Source organism: Alkalihalobacillus sp. CinArs1, from assembly GCF_947387515.1.
In the GTDB taxonomy this organism is placed as follows: Bacteria; Bacillota; Bacilli; order Bacillales; family Guptibacillaceae; genus Guptibacillus.
Genome location: NZ_CANDOB010000009.1, coordinates 25753 through 43944 on the forward strand (window position 1 = coordinate 25753; position 18192 = coordinate 43944).

General features: G+C 42.0%; 14 protein-coding genes, 2 tRNA genes and 1 other annotated feature. Of the genes, 3 read left to right on the top strand and 13 right to left on the bottom strand.

Annotated elements, in window-relative coordinates:
• The 7 genes from hsdR to PFZ69_RS20535 all read right to left on the bottom strand — a co-directional run bounded on the left by hsdR (position 1) and on the right by PFZ69_RS20535 (position 8785).
• Positions 1-3252 carry a type I restriction-modification system endonuclease gene (gene hsdR / locus PFZ69_RS20505; protein ID WP_270182953.1) on the bottom strand — a complete coding sequence of 1084 codons (3252 nt, stop codon included), beginning with the start codon at positions 3250-3252 and terminating at the stop codon, positions 1-3.
• Between the two features lie 224 nt (positions 3253-3476).
• Positions 3477-3552, bottom strand: a tRNA-Arg gene (locus PFZ69_RS20510).
• Positions 3553-3650: 98 nt separating this feature from the next.
• Complete coding sequence (locus PFZ69_RS20515; RefSeq protein WP_270182966.1) at positions 3651-4787, bottom strand: homogentisate 1,2-dioxygenase; 1137 nt, start codon at positions 4785-4787, stop codon at positions 3651-3653.
• 20 nt (positions 4788-4807) lie between these two features.
• Positions 4808-5686 carry a fumarylacetoacetate hydrolase family protein gene (locus PFZ69_RS20520; protein WP_270182954.1) on the bottom strand — a complete coding sequence of 293 codons (879 nt, stop codon included), beginning with the start codon at positions 5684-5686 and terminating at the stop codon, positions 4808-4810.
• 5 nt (positions 5687-5691) lie between these two features.
• The gene (locus PFZ69_RS20525) at positions 5692-6321 is read right to left on the bottom strand and encodes a flavin reductase family protein (protein ID WP_270182955.1); all 630 of its coding nucleotides are present in this window, start codon (positions 6319-6321) and stop codon (positions 5692-5694) included.
• 34 nt (positions 6322-6355) lie between these two features.
• The gene (gene hppD, locus PFZ69_RS20530; RefSeq protein ID WP_270182956.1) at positions 6356-7474 is read right to left on the bottom strand and encodes a 4-hydroxyphenylpyruvate dioxygenase; all 1119 of its coding nucleotides are present in this window, start codon (positions 7472-7474) and stop codon (positions 6356-6358) included.
• Between the two features lie 108 nt (positions 7475-7582).
• Positions 7583-8785, bottom strand: a complete 1203-nt coding sequence (locus tag PFZ69_RS20535; RefSeq protein ID WP_270182957.1) for a cation:proton antiporter — start codon at positions 8783-8785, stop codon at positions 7583-7585.
• 184 nt (positions 8786-8969) lie between these two features.
• On the opposite strand from PFZ69_RS20535, the gene PFZ69_RS20540 reads away from it, so the two are divergent.
• Both PFZ69_RS20540 and PFZ69_RS20545 read left to right on the top strand, forming a co-directional pair.
• Positions 8970-9608 carry a deoxynucleoside kinase gene (locus PFZ69_RS20540; protein ID WP_270182958.1) on the top strand — a complete coding sequence of 213 codons (639 nt, stop codon included), beginning with the start codon at positions 8970-8972 and terminating at the stop codon, positions 9606-9608.
• Entirely contained in the window at positions 9605-10273 is a 669-nt protein-coding gene (locus PFZ69_RS20545) for a deoxynucleoside kinase (protein WP_270182959.1), read from the top strand. The genes PFZ69_RS20540 and PFZ69_RS20545 overlap by 4 nt, the downstream gene beginning before the upstream one ends.
• Before the next feature lie 131 nt (positions 10274-10404).
• Here the strand turns inward: PFZ69_RS20545 and PFZ69_RS20550 are convergent.
• The 6 genes from PFZ69_RS20550 to guaB form a co-directional block, all read right to left on the bottom strand.
• Positions 10405-10497: transfer RNA gene (locus PFZ69_RS20550), tRNA-Ser, on the bottom strand.
• 126 nt (positions 10498-10623) lie between these two features.
• A complete protein-coding gene (gene serS / locus PFZ69_RS20555) occupies positions 10624-11898 on the bottom strand; it encodes a serine--tRNA ligase (RefSeq protein ID WP_270182960.1) in 1275 nt (424 codons plus the stop codon).
• A 61-nt stretch (positions 11899-11959) separates the two neighbouring features.
• Positions 11960-12165, bottom strand: a binding site (T-box leader).
• A gap of 66 nt (positions 12166-12231) precedes the next feature.
• Entirely contained in the window at positions 12232-12825 is a 594-nt protein-coding gene (pdxT, locus tag PFZ69_RS20560; protein WP_270182961.1) for a pyridoxal 5'-phosphate synthase glutaminase subunit PdxT, read from the bottom strand.
• Positions 12826-12901: 76 nt separating this feature from the next.
• The gene (gene pdxS / locus PFZ69_RS20565) at positions 12902-13789 is read right to left on the bottom strand and encodes a pyridoxal 5'-phosphate synthase lyase subunit PdxS (RefSeq protein ID WP_270182962.1); all 888 of its coding nucleotides are present in this window, start codon (positions 13787-13789) and stop codon (positions 12902-12904) included.
• Positions 13790-13972: 183 nt separating this feature from the next.
• Complete coding sequence (locus tag PFZ69_RS20570) at positions 13973-15289, bottom strand: serine hydrolase (protein ID WP_442865235.1); 1317 nt, start codon at positions 15287-15289, stop codon at positions 13973-13975.
• 173 nt (positions 15290-15462) lie between these two features.
• On the bottom strand, positions 15463-16920 hold the full coding sequence (gene guaB / locus PFZ69_RS20575; protein ID WP_270182964.1) for an IMP dehydrogenase: 1458 nt from the start codon (positions 16918-16920) through the stop codon (positions 15463-15465).
• 116 nt (positions 16921-17036) lie between these two features.
• Between guaB and PFZ69_RS20580 the strand changes: the two genes are divergently transcribed.
• Entirely contained in the window at positions 17037-17996 is a 960-nt protein-coding gene (locus PFZ69_RS20580) for a YaaC family protein (protein ID WP_270182965.1), read from the top strand.
• Positions 17997-18192 lie beyond the last annotated feature (196 nt).

The window sequence follows — 18192 nt, forward strand, 5'->3', positions numbered from 1 at the left end:
TTATGCTTGCTCCTTCTCATCATTAACGTATAATGCATAGTTGATTTTACTAACGATGTCATCCAGTTGTCCACCGAATATCTTATTTAATTGCTTATAACCGCCCCTACTTTTAAACGGTTCGACATTGAAAGCCTTCTCTGGATCTGGATCTAATACACTTTCATTGATTAATTGTTTCTCAATTCTTTCCAACCATGCCTTTTGAACTTTTTGCCATGGTTTCATAGCATAGATTTTTTTCATAGCATTCTTAATCCGCTCTTCATGATCAATCAATGGATCTCCGATGGCCTGTTGGCGAATAAAGCTAATGATGTCAGCTGCAATATCTTCATTTTTTGTATCCCGCCATGCGGTTTGCAGACTCTTCTCTGTAAAGCCTTGTTGATCCAGTGCAATTTTCAGTTCTCTTAATTGTGCTCGCGTTAATTCTTTTGGACGTGTACAGACGACTTGAAGAGCAGGAATCAAGTTCATATTTTCTTTAATGAATTCATTAAAGCTCTGCAAATAGTCCTCTGGTTTCTCAGCTTTACCATAGCCACGCGTAACTTCTTTTACTTCATCATCGTGTGTGGAGATATATTGAAGCACAGGCCTACCTCGGTTTTCGTCGATATACTGAAGGATGTTTTGTGTGGCATTTAGTTCCTTCACGACTTCTGCAGGTTTAGATTGTTTCATCCAATCGACAAACTCATTAATAGATTTGCCGCCTGAAATCACTTTAAAATCATCCTGATCCTTTTCGGTCCATCCCTGCTTTTTCCGTTGTACTTTCGCGATGAGTTCTTCTTTATGCTGCGCTTGGTGCTCGGTATTCCTCATGTGTTCGAGCTCTTCCACTAGTTGACGAACTGTTATTTTTGGACTCCTCACTACAGGCTTCATCGCTGTATATGGCTTTAATGATTCATAGAGTCCAACAGCATCATAAATTGAAAAATGATCTTTTCCAATTTCATCACTTCTTCTCGTAGCACGTCCTAACATTTGCTCATACAGTATTCGTGATCGCACTCGTCTTAAGAAAACAAGATTAGTGATGTTCGGCACATCAATTCCAGTCGTTAATAAATCAACAGTCACAACGATATTAGGCAGACGTTCATTTTTAAAGAGACGAATCGCCTGGGAAGGATTTTTAATCGAACCTGTAACCTTCATAACCGTATTGTCACTAATTGGACCATGGATCTCCTCTAGTGCCTCTTTAAAAATCCGAACAACCATATCGGCATGATCATCAGATGCTGCGTAAATTAACGTTTTCCCCAAGCTCATTGGATCGATGTAATTAGCTAATTCGGATAAAATAGCGCGATTGAAGTTTTCGGTGATAACCATTTTATTAAAGTTGGCTACCTCAATATTTACTTCATCTTCTAATAGCTCCGTCTCTATTTCACCAGTGCGAGTATTGTATATTTCAACCGATTCACCAGCAGACCATTGAATACCATTTTTCTTTAGCGTTGTTTCAAATTGATATGGTGGCTCATGGTCAATAAGGTAACCGTCCACAACCGCTTCTCTATAAGAATATGTAAACACAGGTTTTCCAAAAATATCTACTGTGTGTAAAGCTGGTGTAGCCGTCAGGCCAATCCGCACGGCATCAAAGTAATCAAGCACCTGACGATATTTACTAACATACTCATTATGATCTCGGAAAAGCTCTTCTACTTCTGACATTTCCTTATCAAGCGTATACCCACGGTGCGCTTCATCCACGATAATACAATCATACTGATCGACAGTAGGTGCTTCCTGCCCTTCTTCTGTCTCTGAATAAAACAATCGTTTCACCATTCCCTGGACAGTAGCAATTTGCACCTTTGTTTCAGGATTTGGCGATGCATCCTGAAGTGACTGAAGCTCAAAGATCTCAGTAAATGAATGATAGCTTTCAAGCTTCGAGTCTTTAAAAGCCGCTTCCGCTTGTTCGCCTAGAGCGGTTCGATCTACTAAAAACAGAACACGGTTAAAACGGTTATGTTTAATAAGTCGATAAATCAAGCCAATTGCCATACGTGTTTTACCCGTCCCTGTAGCCATGGCTAGTAGAATTTTTCTACTCTCATTTTCAAGTGCATTCTCTACAGCCTTGATCGCTTTTTCTTGATACGGGCGCAATTGCAAGTAGTCTAGCGTTTCATCATGGAGTTTTCTGTTTGCTTGATCAACATCTTTCTTTAGTAATTCTTTTAATCCGCTTGGGGAATACCAAGCTTTCAAAGGTCTAGGATGATTCGTTTCTTTACGAGCATCCAAGAACCAGATACCAGACTTCTCTTCAAATTGCTTAATATAAGGACGCCCATTCGTCGCAAACAGAAAAGGAACAAAGTAATCACCATAGGGACGGTGAATTTCTTCCTCATCGTGCCGTACGACCAACCTCGCGTATTCTTTTGCTTGTTCGATGTCAGAGATGATGTTTTTACTAACTCTTTTTGCTTCAACAATTCCCACAAACTCTAATCCAATAAAGAGGGCGTAGTCGGCAAAACCTTTCTTTAAAGGCCACTCTGCAATCGCCAAGTTCTTTCCTTTTTCAGGACGTACTTTCTTTCCAAACCTTAGCTTTTCTGTATCAGCTTCCCAACCTGCTCTCCTTAATTGTTCATCGATTAAAACACGAGTCTCTGCTTCTGTTAGTTCAAACCGACTACCAAAAGATTTCGATCCTTTTTTACGCTGTAACTTATCCTCTGATGAAACATAAGTCTGTTGCTTCCTTAACTTCTCAAGCTCACTTTCAAGCTGAGAAACTTTTTCCTCGTAAGTGTTAGAAAGCTCTTCTAGTTCTCCCTCGTCGACGACTTGCTTTTCAACAGGCTCCTGGAAGGATGGTTCTTTAAAATCCCAATCACCATATACCTGCATTAACCAAATAGATAACCGAAAAGACATATGTAATAAGGTATGAGCCTCTTTTTCCGTGCCATATCCAGCTTCATGAACCGCCTTGTTTCCTTTCCGCCTTATAGTATCCAACATCGAGTATAACTCTTCAGTTATCAACTCATCTCTTCTAAGTGTTTTTAAGCGGTCCACCTGGTTGGTATCATATGTTTCTTTTATTTCCTCATAAGCTAGAACATACTTCGTTAAAGTTTCAGCAAACATCCGTAATTTTATTAAAGATGTATTGGGATCACTATATAAATTCCTTTCAGCTGTTTCACCTAAGTTTGCTAGTAACCCCCAATGATTGTTAAGAAAATCAAAATTACTTTTTTCCAACCCCGATCCCCCCTGAGCTTAAGCTAATTTAATCTTCGACTATACATAAATCGTTGTTCTCCCTTTGAAAGTATTACATCTAAAAAAAAAACTAAACCTTTGCGATTTAGTCTAAGAAGCTAATTAAAGTTATGTTTGTCACCAAATTGTCCCCAAGTCACCTGTTTCAAGAAGGTTATTAATACACAATGTTACAGATAAACCCTTGGTATTATTGTATATTTTGGCGGCCCCGAGAGGAATCGAACCTCCGACCTGCGGTTTAGGAAACCGTTGCTCTATCCCCTGAGCTACGGGGCCGAATGGATTTTATTATACAATAAAAGGCAATGTATGAAAAGTAATAGCGCGGCTATTATTCTAGCCGCGCCTTCCGTTCGTTTCCCCCAATTGATCGTTTACTCGGTAACCCAGCTTTTCATGTAAGCTTGATCTTCATAATCCCTCGCCTGCTCAATCGTCTTGAGCGGTCGGAACGTGTCGATCATGACAGCAAGCTCGAGCGTTTCTTTTTTGCCGATGCTTCCTTCGATCTTACCTGGATGCGGGCCATGAGGAATACCAGATGGATGCAAGGTGATCGAAGCCTCTTCGATCCCTTTACGACTCATAAAGTTTCCCTCTACATAATAAAGCACTTCATCACTGTCGACGTTACTATGAAAGTAAGGTGCTGGTATCGACTCTGGATGATAGTCATATAATCTTGGCACAAATGAACATACAACGAAGTTATGTCCCTCGAACGTTTGGTGAACCGGTGGCGGCTGATGAATACGACCCGTTATCGGTTCAAAGTCACGGATATTGAACTTCCACGGATAAAGGTAGCCATCCCACCCAACAACATCCAATGGATGATGGTCGAACACATGTCGATGCAAGCTGCCACGTGCTTTTGTAACGACCTCAAACTCACCCTTCTCATCATACGTATTCAGGCTCTCAGGCCCATTGATATCTCTCTCGCAGAAAGGGCTGTGTTCCATCAACTGACCGTATTCATTCCGGTAGCGTCTAGGGGTTGTGATGGCGCTCGTTGCCTCGATCACTAACCAGCGGTTCTCGTCGTTCGGAAAGACACGATAAATCGTGCCGATGGGAATCAACACATAATCGCCCGGCTCATAGGTGATTTCACCAAACATCGTTTCAATCTTACCAGTACCATGATGAACGAAGAAAAGCTCATCTCCATCACTGTTGCGGTAAAAGTAATTCATCGATTCTGCAGGATTCACAACTCCGATCAAAACATCCTCATTCCCCAGGAAATAACATCTATCGACAACAGCATCCCCCTTTTTGTCGTATGCTGCTGTACGGAAATGACGATGCCTCAATGCATCCTGCTTCTCATACTCTGGTAAAGCATCTTTTAAATAATTCGCTTCCTTTACTGCTGTAGGAAAATGATGGTGGTAGAGGATGGACTGAATGCCTGAGAATCCTTTTGTCCCCATCACCTGTTCTCTATAAAGGGATCCATCCTCTTTCCTAAACATCGTGTGTCTCTTGTGAGGGACCTCCCCCATCTTCTGGTAAAAAGCCACTCTTATTCCTCCCCTCCAACAACATTGATCAGGCTACCGAGATGAGTAATAGAGAGTTCCACTCGATCACCAGCCTTCAACCAATCACGTCCGGTTTGCTCAAGGATACATCCGCTGCCCACGGTACCCGATCCGATTACTTCCCCTGGATACAGCGTGACATCTTTCGACGCTCGTTCGATTAATTCCCCAAATGAATAGTACATGTCTTTCACATTTCCCACGGAATAACGTTCACCGTTCACATAAGCTTCCATCTTAAGGTCGAGTTCCCCGTGCAGCGGTAATTCATCCGGCGTAACAAGATATGGTCCGAAAGAAGTTGCAAAATCCTTCCCTTTTGCAGGCCCGAGCCCTACTTTCATCTCTTTCGCTTGTATGTCCCGCGCACTCCAATCGTTCATGATCATGTAGCCGAATAGATAGTCGCTTGCTTCACTCGCTTTTATATTTCTACCTTTTTTGCCTATGACACAAGCTATTTCTAGTTCATAGTCTAGTTTTTCACAGTCTTTTGGTGAGGCAATAACCTCATCTGGACCTTTTACAGCATGATGATTTGTAAAGTAGAAGACGGGAATCTCGTACCATTCAGGCACCACATCAAGTCCTCTTTTGCCTCTAGCCGTAATGACATGTTCTTCAAACGCATAAAAGTCTCTTATACTAGCAGGGCAAGGAAGAGGTGCTTTCAGCTTCACTTGGGACAGGTCGTGCCCATCGTTTAATTCTAAACGATCAAGTGCATAATCTCCTTTAACAATTTCTAAAAGGTCATCTGGCACCTTGCCGTTAGAAGCTTGATGGACGTTATACACCTTTTCTCCCTTTAAAACCCCTGCATGCTCTTCACCTTGCAACTCATACGTGACGAATTTCAATGTCCTCAGCTCTTTCCTTCAGCCGTTGTTTTTCTTTTGAGTGTAAATGTATCGCTTGTAGCTCGAGTATACTCCTGCCCTGCAAGTCTTCCAACAGGCTTCAAAAGTTCTGTCTTGATCTTGCCATCTTCATATAACTCATCCCGAACATGGACCATCACGACTTTCCCGATTACGAGACTGCCTGCCCCTTCACGGTCCCCAAATTCAACGATCTGATCGAGTACACATTCAAGCTGCACATCGCTCTCTTTCACCCTTGGAGGGGTAATGCACTCACTTTCAATTTTTGTTAGACCAGCTTCAACAAACTCATCTGTTTCACGATCGAAAGGCGTCGCACACTCATTCATTTGCTCAACGATCTTTTCTCCTACAATGTTGATCACGAATTCCTTCGTTTCTTCTATATTCAGCAGGGTGTCTTTCTTATCACCTTCACCCGCTTTTCGCATCGGTGCAAAGCAAACCATCATAGGATCCGCACATATTCCAGTGAAAAAACTAAATGGTGCAAGGTTTTCTCTGCCGTTGCGATCGATACTAGAGACAAACGCGATGGGGCGAGGAAGAACGGAACCGATCAGTAATTTGTATGCATCTTTCCATGCAAGTGTATCTGGTTGAACTTTCATACTGGCAACTCCTTTTCTACCATTTTCTCGTTTTTTATAAGTTGCCTCTTCGTTCTTGTTCACGTTCAATCGCCTGGAAAAGCGCCTTAAAGTTCCCTTCACCGAATCCTTTTGCACCTTTACGCTGAATGATTTCTATAAATAGCGTTGGACGGTCGACGACAGGTTTCGTGAAAATTTGGAGAAGATAGCCTTCATCGTCTCGGTCTACCAATATTTTCAATTCACGAAGCTTGTCGATTTCTTCATCGATCTCACCAACTCGCTCCGTTAACACATCATAGTAATTATCAGGAGCTTCTAGAAACTCTACACCTGCATCTCGTAATTTCGCTACTGTTGTTACGATGTCGTTCGTCAAAACAGCGATATGCTGCACACCAGGGCCATTATAGTAATCTAAGTATTCCTGAATCTGTGACTTTTTCTTTCCCTCTGCAGGTTCATTGATCGGGAATTTAATTCGACCACCGTTATGCATAACCTTGGACATTAAAGCGGAATATTCCGTACTGATGTCTTCATCGTCAAAGTGAATCATTTGTTTAAAGCCCATTACATTTTCATAGTAAGAAACCCATTCCTCCATCGACTCCACGTTCCCTACGCAATGATCGATACCGAGAAGTCCTGTCGTCTGTGATGGAATATCACCTTCGAACTGTTTGAAGCCTGGTAAAAACACGCCCTCATACTCTTTTCGTTCGACTAATGTATGAATCGTGTCACCATATGTACCGATGACAGCTTTTTTTACTGTTCCAAACTCATCGTTATATTCTTTCGGAGGGCTAAGTTCGATCGCTCCACGCTCTGCAGCTTCTTTGTAAGCCTTTTCAACATTTTCCACAGTAAGAGCAATGTCCTTAACGCCGTCTCCATGAAGTTTGACAAAATCTGCGATTGGATGATCATTTGAAAGAGCACCTGTTAGAACGAGTCGAATATTATTCTGTTGAAGCACATAGGATACTTTCTCGCGATCACCTGTTTCTAGTCCAGAGTAAGCGACTGGCTTAAAACCGAATGCCTTACAAAAGTAATGAGCTGATTGCTTTGCATTACCAACATAAAGTTCAAGATAATCGACATCATGCACCGGGAAAAAATCTACTGTATCCTGCTGGCTACTATTCAACGTTTGTTCCTGCACGCAAATCCCTCCAATTTTTGTTAGTCAACCAGCTTAAACGTAAATCTTTTTCACAAACCTTTCAAGAGTATCTATTAAAGCCATAACGCTTTCCTGTATTGGTGCGCTTTACTCAATGTCGGTTTTCTTTTCAAATAAATGAGAGAGAGGATAAATCGTCATGCTTTGTATAATGAGAGATAACAGGACTGCTCCAAACGTAATGGACAGGATATCGTGATCGATCGATGCGTTATCGACTTCTAAGCTAAGGAGCAATGCGACTGACATCGTTCCTCGTATGCCAGACCAAGTCACAAGCGAAATATCTTTCCAATCGAACTCACTACGCCATGCTTTAAACATCTTTATGATACTCGTTAAAACAAGGAACCGAATGATGATTGAAGCTAAAAACACAAGAGTAATAAACAGCCAATGATTAAGTGCCAAATAATTTGTCGTTTCTATTCCGATCAACAAAAAGATCAATGCAAGAATACTCGGTTCAACAACTTCCCAAAAGCTGTTTAAGTACTCTCTGTAGTGTGATTCTTTGATCAATCGATCAAGCTCATAAGAAAGGACTACTCCAGCTGCAACAACGGCAAGTACGCCTGATACTTCAAGCGCTTCTGCTGCATAAAAGCTTCCATAAGCAAGAACGATGCTTAACATGACCTGATACTGACGATGATGGGTAAGACGAATTGCACGACAAACAAGATAGCTAAAAATCGCACCGATCGCTACTCCCCCTATGGATACGAGAATGAAATCATAGATGAAAGAACTCACAGAAAAAGTACGACCCTGCAACAGCATTCCTGCAAACACGCTAAAAAGAACGATACTCGTCCCATCGTTCACCATCGATTCGCCTTCCACAACATCTGCGATCTTAGGGTCTTTCGATGTTTTCTTTAAGATCGAAACGACAGATACTGGATCAGTCGGTGTCAAAATGGAAGCGACTAGCAAGGCGCCAAGAAATGAAAAAGAGAAGAATGGGTCGCTCAATAAGAAGATGGTTCCTCCTAAAAGAACTGCACTCACAATAATGCCGAGTGTACTTAGCATAGAAATGATGCCTGCATGCTTTCTAAAGTGATCGAATGGGAACTGATATGCGGAGATAAATAGCAGTGCTGGTAAAAACCATTCAAAAAGAATCTCTTTTGTTATATGTACAGATTGAAAGAAGGGAATAAAAGACAAACTAATTCCAATGAGTAAGAGAACTAACGGTGCAGGAAAGTTCTTCTGTTTCGTGTCGATCGTATAAACCAGATAACCTATGAATAATAAGATTAGAATATGATGAGATCCCATGCTTCTCCCCCTTTCCATAACGTTTCTTCCCCATCATCCAAATATAAAACAGGAAGGTTTTTTTTACCTTTAAGTCAATGGTTTTAACCCTGTCCACAGTTCTTGGTCTATGCTACAATTATCTTTGTCTATAAAAAAGAGAGCAAGATCTGGTTAGCATAGGAAACGACGGAGGAGGATACGTATGAACCAGACCCCATTTATTGCCGTCGAAGGCCCGATCGGTATTGGAAAGACCTCTCTCTCCCGCGCTATTTCTGATTACTATCAGTTTAAACTTTTTCAAGAAATCGTAGAAGAAAATCCGTTCCTCGGTAAGTTCTACGGCAACATTGAAGAGTGGAGCTTCCAAACCGAGATGTTTTTTCTTAGCCATCGATACAAACAGTTAGAAGAGATGGATAAACACTATCTATCCAAACAACGTCCAGTCATCTCTGATTATCACATTTTCAAAAATAAAATTTTTGCCCAACAGACACTGAGTGACAAGCACTTTTCTAAATATATGAAGATCTACGATATTTTAACCGAGGGCATGCCTGAACCGAACGTGATCATCTATTTGAATGCTAGCCTCGAAACGTTATTGAATCGTATTTCACAGAGAGGTCGTCAAATAGAGAAAGACATTGACCCCTCTTACCTTAAGCGATTATCGTCTGACTATGAACGGTTTATGCAGGAGTTCGAAGCACATCACCCTGATATACCTGTTCTCCGGTTCAATGGCGATGAGATGGACTTCGTTGCAAATGAACAAGATTTGCAGACCATTTTTGAATCCCTCGAATTAACCTTGAAAGAAGGAGACCCTGTATGAATCTAAGAGAAAAATACAACATTCCACAGGACGCCGTCATAACGATTGCAGGTACTGTTGGAGTTGGTAAATCTACAATTACAAGTTCACTTGCAAATGCCCTGCAATTTAGAACATCACTTGAAAAAGTTGATAATAACCCGTACCTTGAGAAGTTCTATAATGACTTTTCCCGCTGGAGTTTCCACTTACAAGTTTATTTTCTAGCTGAACGATTCAAAGAGCAGAAGAGAATGTTTGAGTACGGTGGAGGTTTTGTACAGGATCGTTCGATCTATGAAGATACGGGCATCTTTGCAAAAATGCACTATGAAAAAGGAACGATGTCGAGCGTCGATTACGAAACGTACACGAACCTTTTTGAATCCATGGTCATGACGCCTTTCTTCCCACATCCTGACTTAATGATCTATCTTGAAGGATCTTTCGAGGATGTTGTCGATCGTATCAAGGAACGCGGACGTCCGATGGAACAGCAAACGCCAACTGCTTACTGGGAAGAGATGTATGAGCGCTACAACAATTGGATCGATAGCTTCAACGCATGCCCGATCCTTAGACTTAACATCAATGAATATGACCTTGTGAACGACCCGTCTTCAGTTGAACTGATTCTAAAAAGAATCGAACAGAAATTTAACCAGATTCCATTATTGAGCAGATAAATAAAGAAGGAGCTATCCGGCGGATAGCTCCTTTTTCATATAGGTATAAAACATAAAAAAACCGCTGTCTGCAAGAGACAGCGGTCATATAATCTCCAAATTATATGCGCGTTGGTAGTTCAATTAGTTAATGGCGGAGGAAGAGGGATTCGAACCCCCGCGGGCCGTTAAGCCCCTGTCGGTTTTCAAGACCGATCCCTTCAGCCAGACTTGGGTATTCCTCCGTGTGTGTTGCTTAATAACTCGGTGACACGAATAATATCTTATCACCGGTTCGGTATGAAGTCAACACTTTGAATGAGATTTTTTATTTTTTATATAAAAGGGGGATTTTCTCCCCCTTTTTTCCTTTATTTTAAAACTTCACGGCCACCCATATATGGACGCAGCACTTCAGGTACAATGACCGTACCGTCTTCTTGCTGGTAATTTTCTAATATAGCAGCAACCGTTCTTCCAATCGCTAGCCCAGAGCCATTCAACGTGTGAACAAACTCAGGTTTTCCGTTCTTTTCTCTACGGAACCTGATTCCTGCACGGCGCGCCTGGAAGTCTTCAAAGTTACTGCAAGAAGAGATTTCTCGGTAAGTTCCATAGCTCGGGATCCATACTTCGATATCGTATTTCTTTGCCGCTGTGAAGCCGAGGTCTGCTGTACACATGCTCATCACACGGTAAGGCAGCTCTAGTAACTGAAGGACCTTCTCAGCGTGTCCAGTAAGCTTCTCAAGCTCATCATAAGACTCTTCAGGCTTTACAAAACGAACAAGCTCAACCTTGTTAAATTGGTGCTGACGAATCAATCCTCTCGTATCACGACCTGCAGATCCTGCTTCTGAACGGAAGCAAGCACTAAATGCAGTGTATGCAAGTGGAAGATCAGCGCTATCAAGAATTTCATCACGGTGGAAGTTCGTAACAGGTACTTCTGCCGTTGGAATCAAGAAGTAATCTTCTTCACGAATTTTGAAAGCATCTTCTTCAAACTTAGGTAGCTGACCAGTTCCTGTCATGCTTTCGCGATTCACGAGATATGGAGGTAGAATCTCTTCGTATCCATGCTCAGATTCATGAAGATCCATCATGAAGTTAATAAGAGAGCGCTCTAGACGTGCTCCCGCTCCTTTATAGAAAGCAAAACGGCTTCCTGTAACCTTAGATGCTCGTTCAAAGTTAATGATGTTCAAATCAGTCGCAATATCCCAGTGAGGCTTTGCTTCAAAAGAAAAGTCTTTTCTTTCTCCCCATGTACGCACCTCAACATTGTCATCCTCTGTTTCACCAACAGGTACGCTCTCGTGAGGAATATTAGGAATATGTAGGAGGATTTCCTCTAACTCCCCTTCTACACCGCGAAGCTCTTCATCAAGCGTCTTCACTTCGTCCCCAACTTCACGCATCTCTTTGATCAAATGATCAGCATCCTGCTTTTCACGCTTGTATTCTGCGATTTTCTTTGAAACTTCATTACGCTTTCCTTTAAGTTCTTCAGTCTTCGCGATGAGATCTCTTCTTCGCTGATCAAGCTCTTCAAAACGGTCAAGACCAACAAGATCTTCCCCACGCTTTGATAACTTTTCTTTTACTTCATCAAAATTCTTACGTAGAACCTTTAAATCAATCATGCTTTTTCCTCCTTTTTTACGATAAGCGTCTTAGGAATACAAAAAAGCCCCCGTCCCCTTGGAAAGGGACGAGAGCTACCCGCGTTGCCACCCTGATTGCAGACAATTGCCTGCCTCTTAACAGAATAACGGTCTGCTCCGAGAAAGCTTACTAACGTTCAGCTTTCTACTCAGGGATGGATTCACAGGGTTCAACGGTCGATTCTCACCAGCCATCGACTCTCTTAGCATTGAACATCTATTACTATTTCCCGTCAACGTTTTCGTATATCTTGTATCACAAGCAGAGTTTTTATGCCCCGCTTCCTAGTACGTAATAATTTACACGAAAATTTACTCGGTTGCAAGCCCTTCTTTTTTAAACTCAAGGACCATGTCGATAAAGAGCTGATGCATGCGATCGTCATCCGTCAACTCTGGATGGTACGCACATGCAAGGAAGCGTCCGTCGCGTGCTGCAACCACTTTGTCGTTGAACGTCGCTAGAACTTCGACACCTTCTCCAACTTCTTCGATATAAGGCGCACGGATGAAGACACCGATGAAAGGCTCTTCAAGTCCTACAACGGATAACGGTGCTTCAAAGCTTTCTCTTTGACGTCCAAACGCGTTACGCTTTGCTTTTACATTCATGACGCCAATATGAGATTCCTCCATCCCGTCAATACGCTCTGCAAGCAGGATGAGGCCAGCACATGTACCAAAGATTGGCTTCTCAGCAGCAAAAGCTTTTAAAGGCTCAAGAAATCCATATTGATTGATAAGGCGGCGCATCGTTGTACTTTCGCCTCCAGGCAGCACAAGACCATCGAGGTCATCAAGCTGCTCGATGCGTTTTACAACAACGATTTCCGCTTCTTTTGTTTCTAATGCTTTCACGTGTTCTCGAATTGCACCTTGCAGTCCGAGGACTCCAACTTTCACCATACTGCTTTCGACTCCTTTAATCTATATCTAAGTAAGACCCCCACCTGGATTGCTCAGGTGGGGGTGATTGAATGAATTACCAGCCGCGTTCCTGCATGCGTTCAGTAGGCTGTAGTGAAGAAATTTCAATTCCTGGCATTGCGATACCAAGGTTTTTAGAAATCTTAGCGATCAACTCATAATCTTGATAATGAGTTGTTGCTTCGACGATTGCTTTTGCAAACTTCTCTGGGTTATCTGATTTAAAGATACCAGAACCAACGAATACACCGTCAGAACCAAGTTCCATCATTAGCGCTGCATCTGCAGGAGTAGCGATACCGCCAGCAGCAAAGTTTACGACTGGAAGACGTCCAAGCTCTTTAATTTGAAGAAGAAGCTCAAATGGCGCTTGAAGGTTTTTCGCTTCAGTCATCAGCTCATCTTCAGACATGCTTGAAATTTTACGGATTTGGGATTGAATAAGACGCTGATGACGCACAGCTTCAACAACGTTACCTGTTCCAGGTTCACCTTTCGTACGAAGCATCGCAGCACCTTCACCTACTCGGCGCAGTGCTTCACCTAGGTTACGAGCACCACAAACGAAAGGAACAGTGTACTTACGCTTATCAAGGTGATATTCTTCATCAACTGGAGTTAGTACTTCACTCTCATCGATGTAGTCAACACCCATTGATTCAAGAACACGAGCTTCAACGATATGACCAATACGGCATTTTGCCATTACTGGGATCGATACTGCGTTTACTACCTCTTCTACGATAGTAGGATCAGCCATACGAGCTACCCCGCCAGCTGCACGAATATCGGATGGAACGCGCTCAAGTGCCATTACAGCGACTGCACCAGCTTCTTCTGCAATCTTTGCTTGCTCTGCGTTCACAACGTCCATGATGACGCCGCCTTTTTGCATTTCAGCCATACCACGTTTTACGCGATCTGTACCTGTTTGTTGATTCATCTATATTCCTCCCATATTTATAATAGATAAGTGATATTTTTTTATAACCTACATTAAACGTATCTATTGTAACATTTTTTGAAGACTTGTCCTATCGTCTTCGCTTTGATTTCCTAAAAGATTTTAAAAATACTCTCCAAATTTGCATTTGAAGAGTATTCTCACCTTATTTCCTGAAAAATATTAGCTGAAAAGTCCTTTTACAGCTCCGGCTGCACTACTCCAGATACTTGAGAAAAAGCCTCCGATCGCTCTCATGGTGAGCGTGAACCAACCAGCTTTCTCAACTGAATCTGTCGTTACAAGTGGTACAGAAGAACTTTGTTCGCCTGTAATGTATCCGAACTCTTCACCAGTTGCTTTTAGCATAACCTGGCCTACTTCCTCACCTTCTTTTAACGGTGCTGTTAATTCACCATCTTCAGTGAGTAATTTATCGTTCAGCTTGTAGCTCGCTTTATAAGCTTCTTCCGTGCCGTTCTGAACGATCGCATTAAACGATGCACCAGCAGCTACTTCTACTTGCTTTTCTTTCCCTTTTACAACGGGAATCGTAGAATCTTTCTCTACTTGATCACCTTTAGTAATGATTGTTTTTGCTTCAAAATTATCGAATCCGTAGTTAAGTAGTTTTGATGTTTCTTCAAAACGTGCTTCATAAGAATCTGTCTTCATCACAACTGAAATCAGGCGCATGTCACCTTGCTTTGCAGTACCTGTGAATGCATATCCTGCAAGGTCAGTCGATCCTGTTTTCAAACCATCGATCCCTTTTACAGGATACTTGTTTGAATAAACAAGTGAAGGAAGAAGCCAGTTCCAGTTCTTCATGACGATTTTGTCATCCGTGCCGTCACGGAAGTTCTTCACTGGGATGCTTGCCGTATCAAGCACTTCAGGGTAGTCCTTAATCAAGTGGTAGGCAAGAAGTGCAGTCGATCGAGCAGACATCATATTCTCTTCGTTCGGTTCACCTGCTGGGTGATTTCCACGAAGGTCTTTGTTATTTAAACCAGAGCTGTTAACGAAACGGTATTCCTTCATACCCATTTCTTTCGCCTTGGCATTCATCATCTCGACAAACTTCGTCTCAGTCCCCGCAACGTGCTCTGCTAGAGCCATCGTAGCAGCATTTGCTGAATAGATCGCCATTGCTTCATAAAGCTCTTTGACGGAGTATTGAGCATCTGAACGAAGGGGTACATTGGAAAGACTTCTATTTTGAGAAAGAATATGTATATTCTCACTAATGCTTACTTGATCGTCCCAATTAATCTTCTTTTCGTGAATTTGTTCAAGTATTAAGTATTCTGTCATCATCTTTGTCATACTTGCAGGCGCGAGCGTTAAGTCTGGATCTTTTTGATAAAGAATCTTACCAGATTCGGCATCTACTAAAATCGCTGCTTTTGCGTTAATATCGGGTGCCTCTGCAGCTTCTGCATGGCTAGTACCGAAAGTTCCTGCTAAAAGTAAAACAAATGCCATGGTTAAAATCATGGCTTTAAAACCAAGGTTTTTCAACCCTTACACCTCCAACTGAGTCTCACATAACCGCTATTTTATCACAACTAAAATTAAAAAAATAGATAGAGGAAAGTCCCCTATCTACTTTTCTAACGTATTTAGTTTAATTTGTCACAGACCTGATAAAACTTCCTTCAAAAGTACTATCAAACGGAATAATTTGGCGCTTCTTTCGTCACTTGAACGTCATGAGGATGACTCTCACGAAGCCCTGCTCCAGTAATTCTGACAAATTGACTTTCTTCTCGTAACGCTTCTAGCGTTCTTGTGCCACAATAGCCCATACCAGAACGGATACCACCTAAGAGCTGATGAATCGTATCACCTAGCGGCCCTTTGTATGGAACACGGCCTTCGATGCCTTCAGGAACGAGCTTAGACATATTTTCCTGGAAATAACGGTCCTTACTGCCTTTTTCCATCGCCCCGATTGAGCCCATGCCTCGATACACTTTAAACTGACGACCTTGGTAAATTTCACGTTCACCAGGACTTTCATCTACGCCTGCAAGAAGGCTTCCGAGCATGACAGCATGTCCACCAGCTGCGATCGCTTTTACGATGTCACCTGAGAACTTGATACCACCGTCAGCAATGATACTTACTCCGTGTTTCCTTGCTTCTGTTGCACATTCATAAACCGCAGTGACTTGTGGTACACCGACACCAGCGATAACACGCGTCGTACAGATCGATCCTGGTCCGATTCCGACTTTCACAACATCTGCTCCAGCTTCGATGAGTGCTTTCGTTCCTTCTGCTGTTGCAACGTTCCCTGCAATGATTGAAAGCTCTGGATATTCTTCACGTATTTCACGAACCTTATTAATAATACCAGCAGTATGTCCATGCGCAGAATCAAGCACGATGACGTCGACACCTGCTTCTACAAGCTTACTTACACGCATGAGCGCATCAGCTGTATTTCCTACTGCAGCACCTACGAGTAGACGTCCACGGCTATCTTTCGCTGATTGTGGGAACTGAATGACTTTTTCGATGTCTTTAATCGTAATCAGACCTCTTAGCGTACCATCATCATCTACTAGAGGAAGTTTCTCAATTCTGTGCTGTTGAAGCACACGCTCTGCTTCTTTTAGCGTCGTTCCAACCGGAGCCGTAACAAGGTTTTCTTTTGTCATAACTTCTTTAATTTGAATCGAGTAATCTTCAATAAAACGCAGATCTCTGTTAGTCAGAATTCCAACTAGTTTTCGATCATCGTTCACGATCGGAACGCCAGAAATTCTATATTTACCCATGAGGTGTTCTGCATCGAATACTTGATGCTCTGGTGTTAAGAAGAAGGGATCAGTGATAACGCCACTTTCAGAACGCTTCACTCGGTCAACATGTTCAGCTTGTTCTTCAATCGACATGCTCTTATGAATAATACCAAGTCCACCTTGACGAGCCATTGCAATCGCCATAGGAGCTTCTGTCACAGTATCCATGCCTGCACTGATTATTGGGACATTCAGCTTCAAGTTCTCTGTTAGCTTTGTTTCTACAGATACTTCTCTTGGAAGCACATCAGAAAAAGCTGGTGTTAATAACACATCATCGAAGGTTAACCCTTCTTTTGCAAATTTTGTTTCCCACATCCCTTTCGTCCTCCTCTATTGATCGTTTCGAAAAATTTATTAGTAGCTTATCAATTGGTTAAACTAGTGTCAAGAAAGATTGAATAAGTTTGAATTATCAAACAGGGAGGCTGTTTATGAGATACATGGAACCATACAAAACAACATGGCATGCTTTTCACTCATCTACCTTTGTTCAACAGTATCTCAATGATTGCTATTCTAAACTAGGGTTTGATGATTCAGAGAGGAAGAGCTACGACAACTGCTACCGCTTTATATATTTTATGGAATACGGCGATCGTTACTTTAAACACGCCAATACAGCGGATACGGAGTTAAAACCGATCCTGCTTTTTTACGGCATGATCCAGCTTTTAAAAGGATGTTTACTCACTCTAGATCCGAACTATCCTGGAGATACGCTCGTTTTAGCTCATGGCGTCACATCAAGAAAGCGTAAAAAACGTCAGTACTCCTTTCTGCAGGATGAAGTGAAAGGACAGAAGAATGGGCTATTCGAATACTTTTCAAGGAAAATGTTTCATGTGAAACAAGTCGAAGGAGAGAAGTATCAAATGAATGATCTTCTTAGTCTCATTCCAGAAATGAATTCGCTATTTGAAGTGCTGTCTAATAAGACACAAAGCTATAAGCTTAACCCTACTTCACCAAACTCTTTCACAGTTTCATCGAGTATTTTAGATACCCTCAATATGACGAGCGAGCGATTTGAAAATTACCTTAACCAGCATGTTCCTGTAAAAGTAACGTCCATCTCTTCTTCTACTCGTGGAGTATTGTCAGTGAAGCTAGATGGGCTATTTGTTAACCTGAGTGGTCGACCGTTATTACATATGGGAGATGACGTCTTCCTCCCTGCTCATCGTGCTCAATATAATGATATTAATGAAGTAATGGTTCACTACCTCTTACTGTATAATCTCAGTATGATCTGTCGGTATGAAACTGAATGGTGGGGAGATTTATTCCATGCAAGAGAGTCAAACGATCTTCCTTATATATTGGAGTTCTTAGATGTAACATCGAATAAGGTTCCGAAGATGTTGTATGAGTATTTGATGGGGCAAGTATGAGGGATTAAGAGGGCTTTGAGAATGGGGAGTTAGGTGCAGTAAAGGTTGATTGGGTCTAGTGGGGGGGATTGATTAGAGCTTTTATCATCGATAATTTGGATTTATCGGCTATTTTACGCTTTTATCAGCGAAGCGTTGTTTGTAACTTTTGATTTGTTAAAAGCACATTCAGATAAAACCTTTTGGGGCGTGAATT

Bases quoted from the DNA above. Each gene is read 5' to 3' on its own strand.
- PFZ69_RS20535 (WP_270182957.1), bottom strand. From the start codon at position 8,785: ATGGGATCTCATCATATTCTAATCTTATTATTCATAGGTTATCTGGTT.
- pdxS (WP_270182962.1), bottom strand. From the start codon at position 13,789: ATGAATCAACAAACAGGTACAGATCGCGTAAAACGTGGTATGGCTGAA.
- pdxT (WP_270182961.1), bottom strand. From the start codon at position 12,825: ATGGTGAAAGTTGGAGTCCTCGGACTGCAAGGTGCAATTCGAGAACAC.
- PFZ69_RS20545 (WP_270182959.1), top strand. From the start codon at position 9,605: ATGAATCTAAGAGAAAAATACAACATTCCACAGGACGCCGTCATAACG.
- guaB (WP_270182964.1), bottom strand. From the start codon at position 16,920: ATGTGGGAAACAAAATTTGCAAAAGAAGGGTTAACCTTCGATGATGTG.
- serS (WP_270182960.1), bottom strand. From the start codon at position 11,898: ATGATTGATTTAAAGGTTCTACGTAAGAATTTTGATGAAGTAAAAGAA.
- PFZ69_RS20540 (WP_270182958.1), top strand. From the start codon at position 8,970: ATGAACCAGACCCCATTTATTGCCGTCGAAGGCCCGATCGGTATTGGA.
- PFZ69_RS20525 (WP_270182955.1), bottom strand. From the start codon at position 6,321: ATGAAAGTTCAACCAGATACACTTGCATGGAAAGATGCATACAAATTA.
- PFZ69_RS20570 (WP_442865235.1), bottom strand. From the start codon at position 15,289: ATGATTTTAACCATGGCATTTGTTTTACTTTTAGCAGGAACTTTCGGT.
- PFZ69_RS20515 (WP_270182966.1), bottom strand. From the start codon at position 4,787: ATGGGGGAGGTCCCTCACAAGAGACACACGATGTTTAGGAAAGAGGAT.
- PFZ69_RS20580 (WP_270182965.1), top strand. From the start codon at position 17,037: ATGAGATACATGGAACCATACAAAACAACATGGCATGCTTTTCACTCA.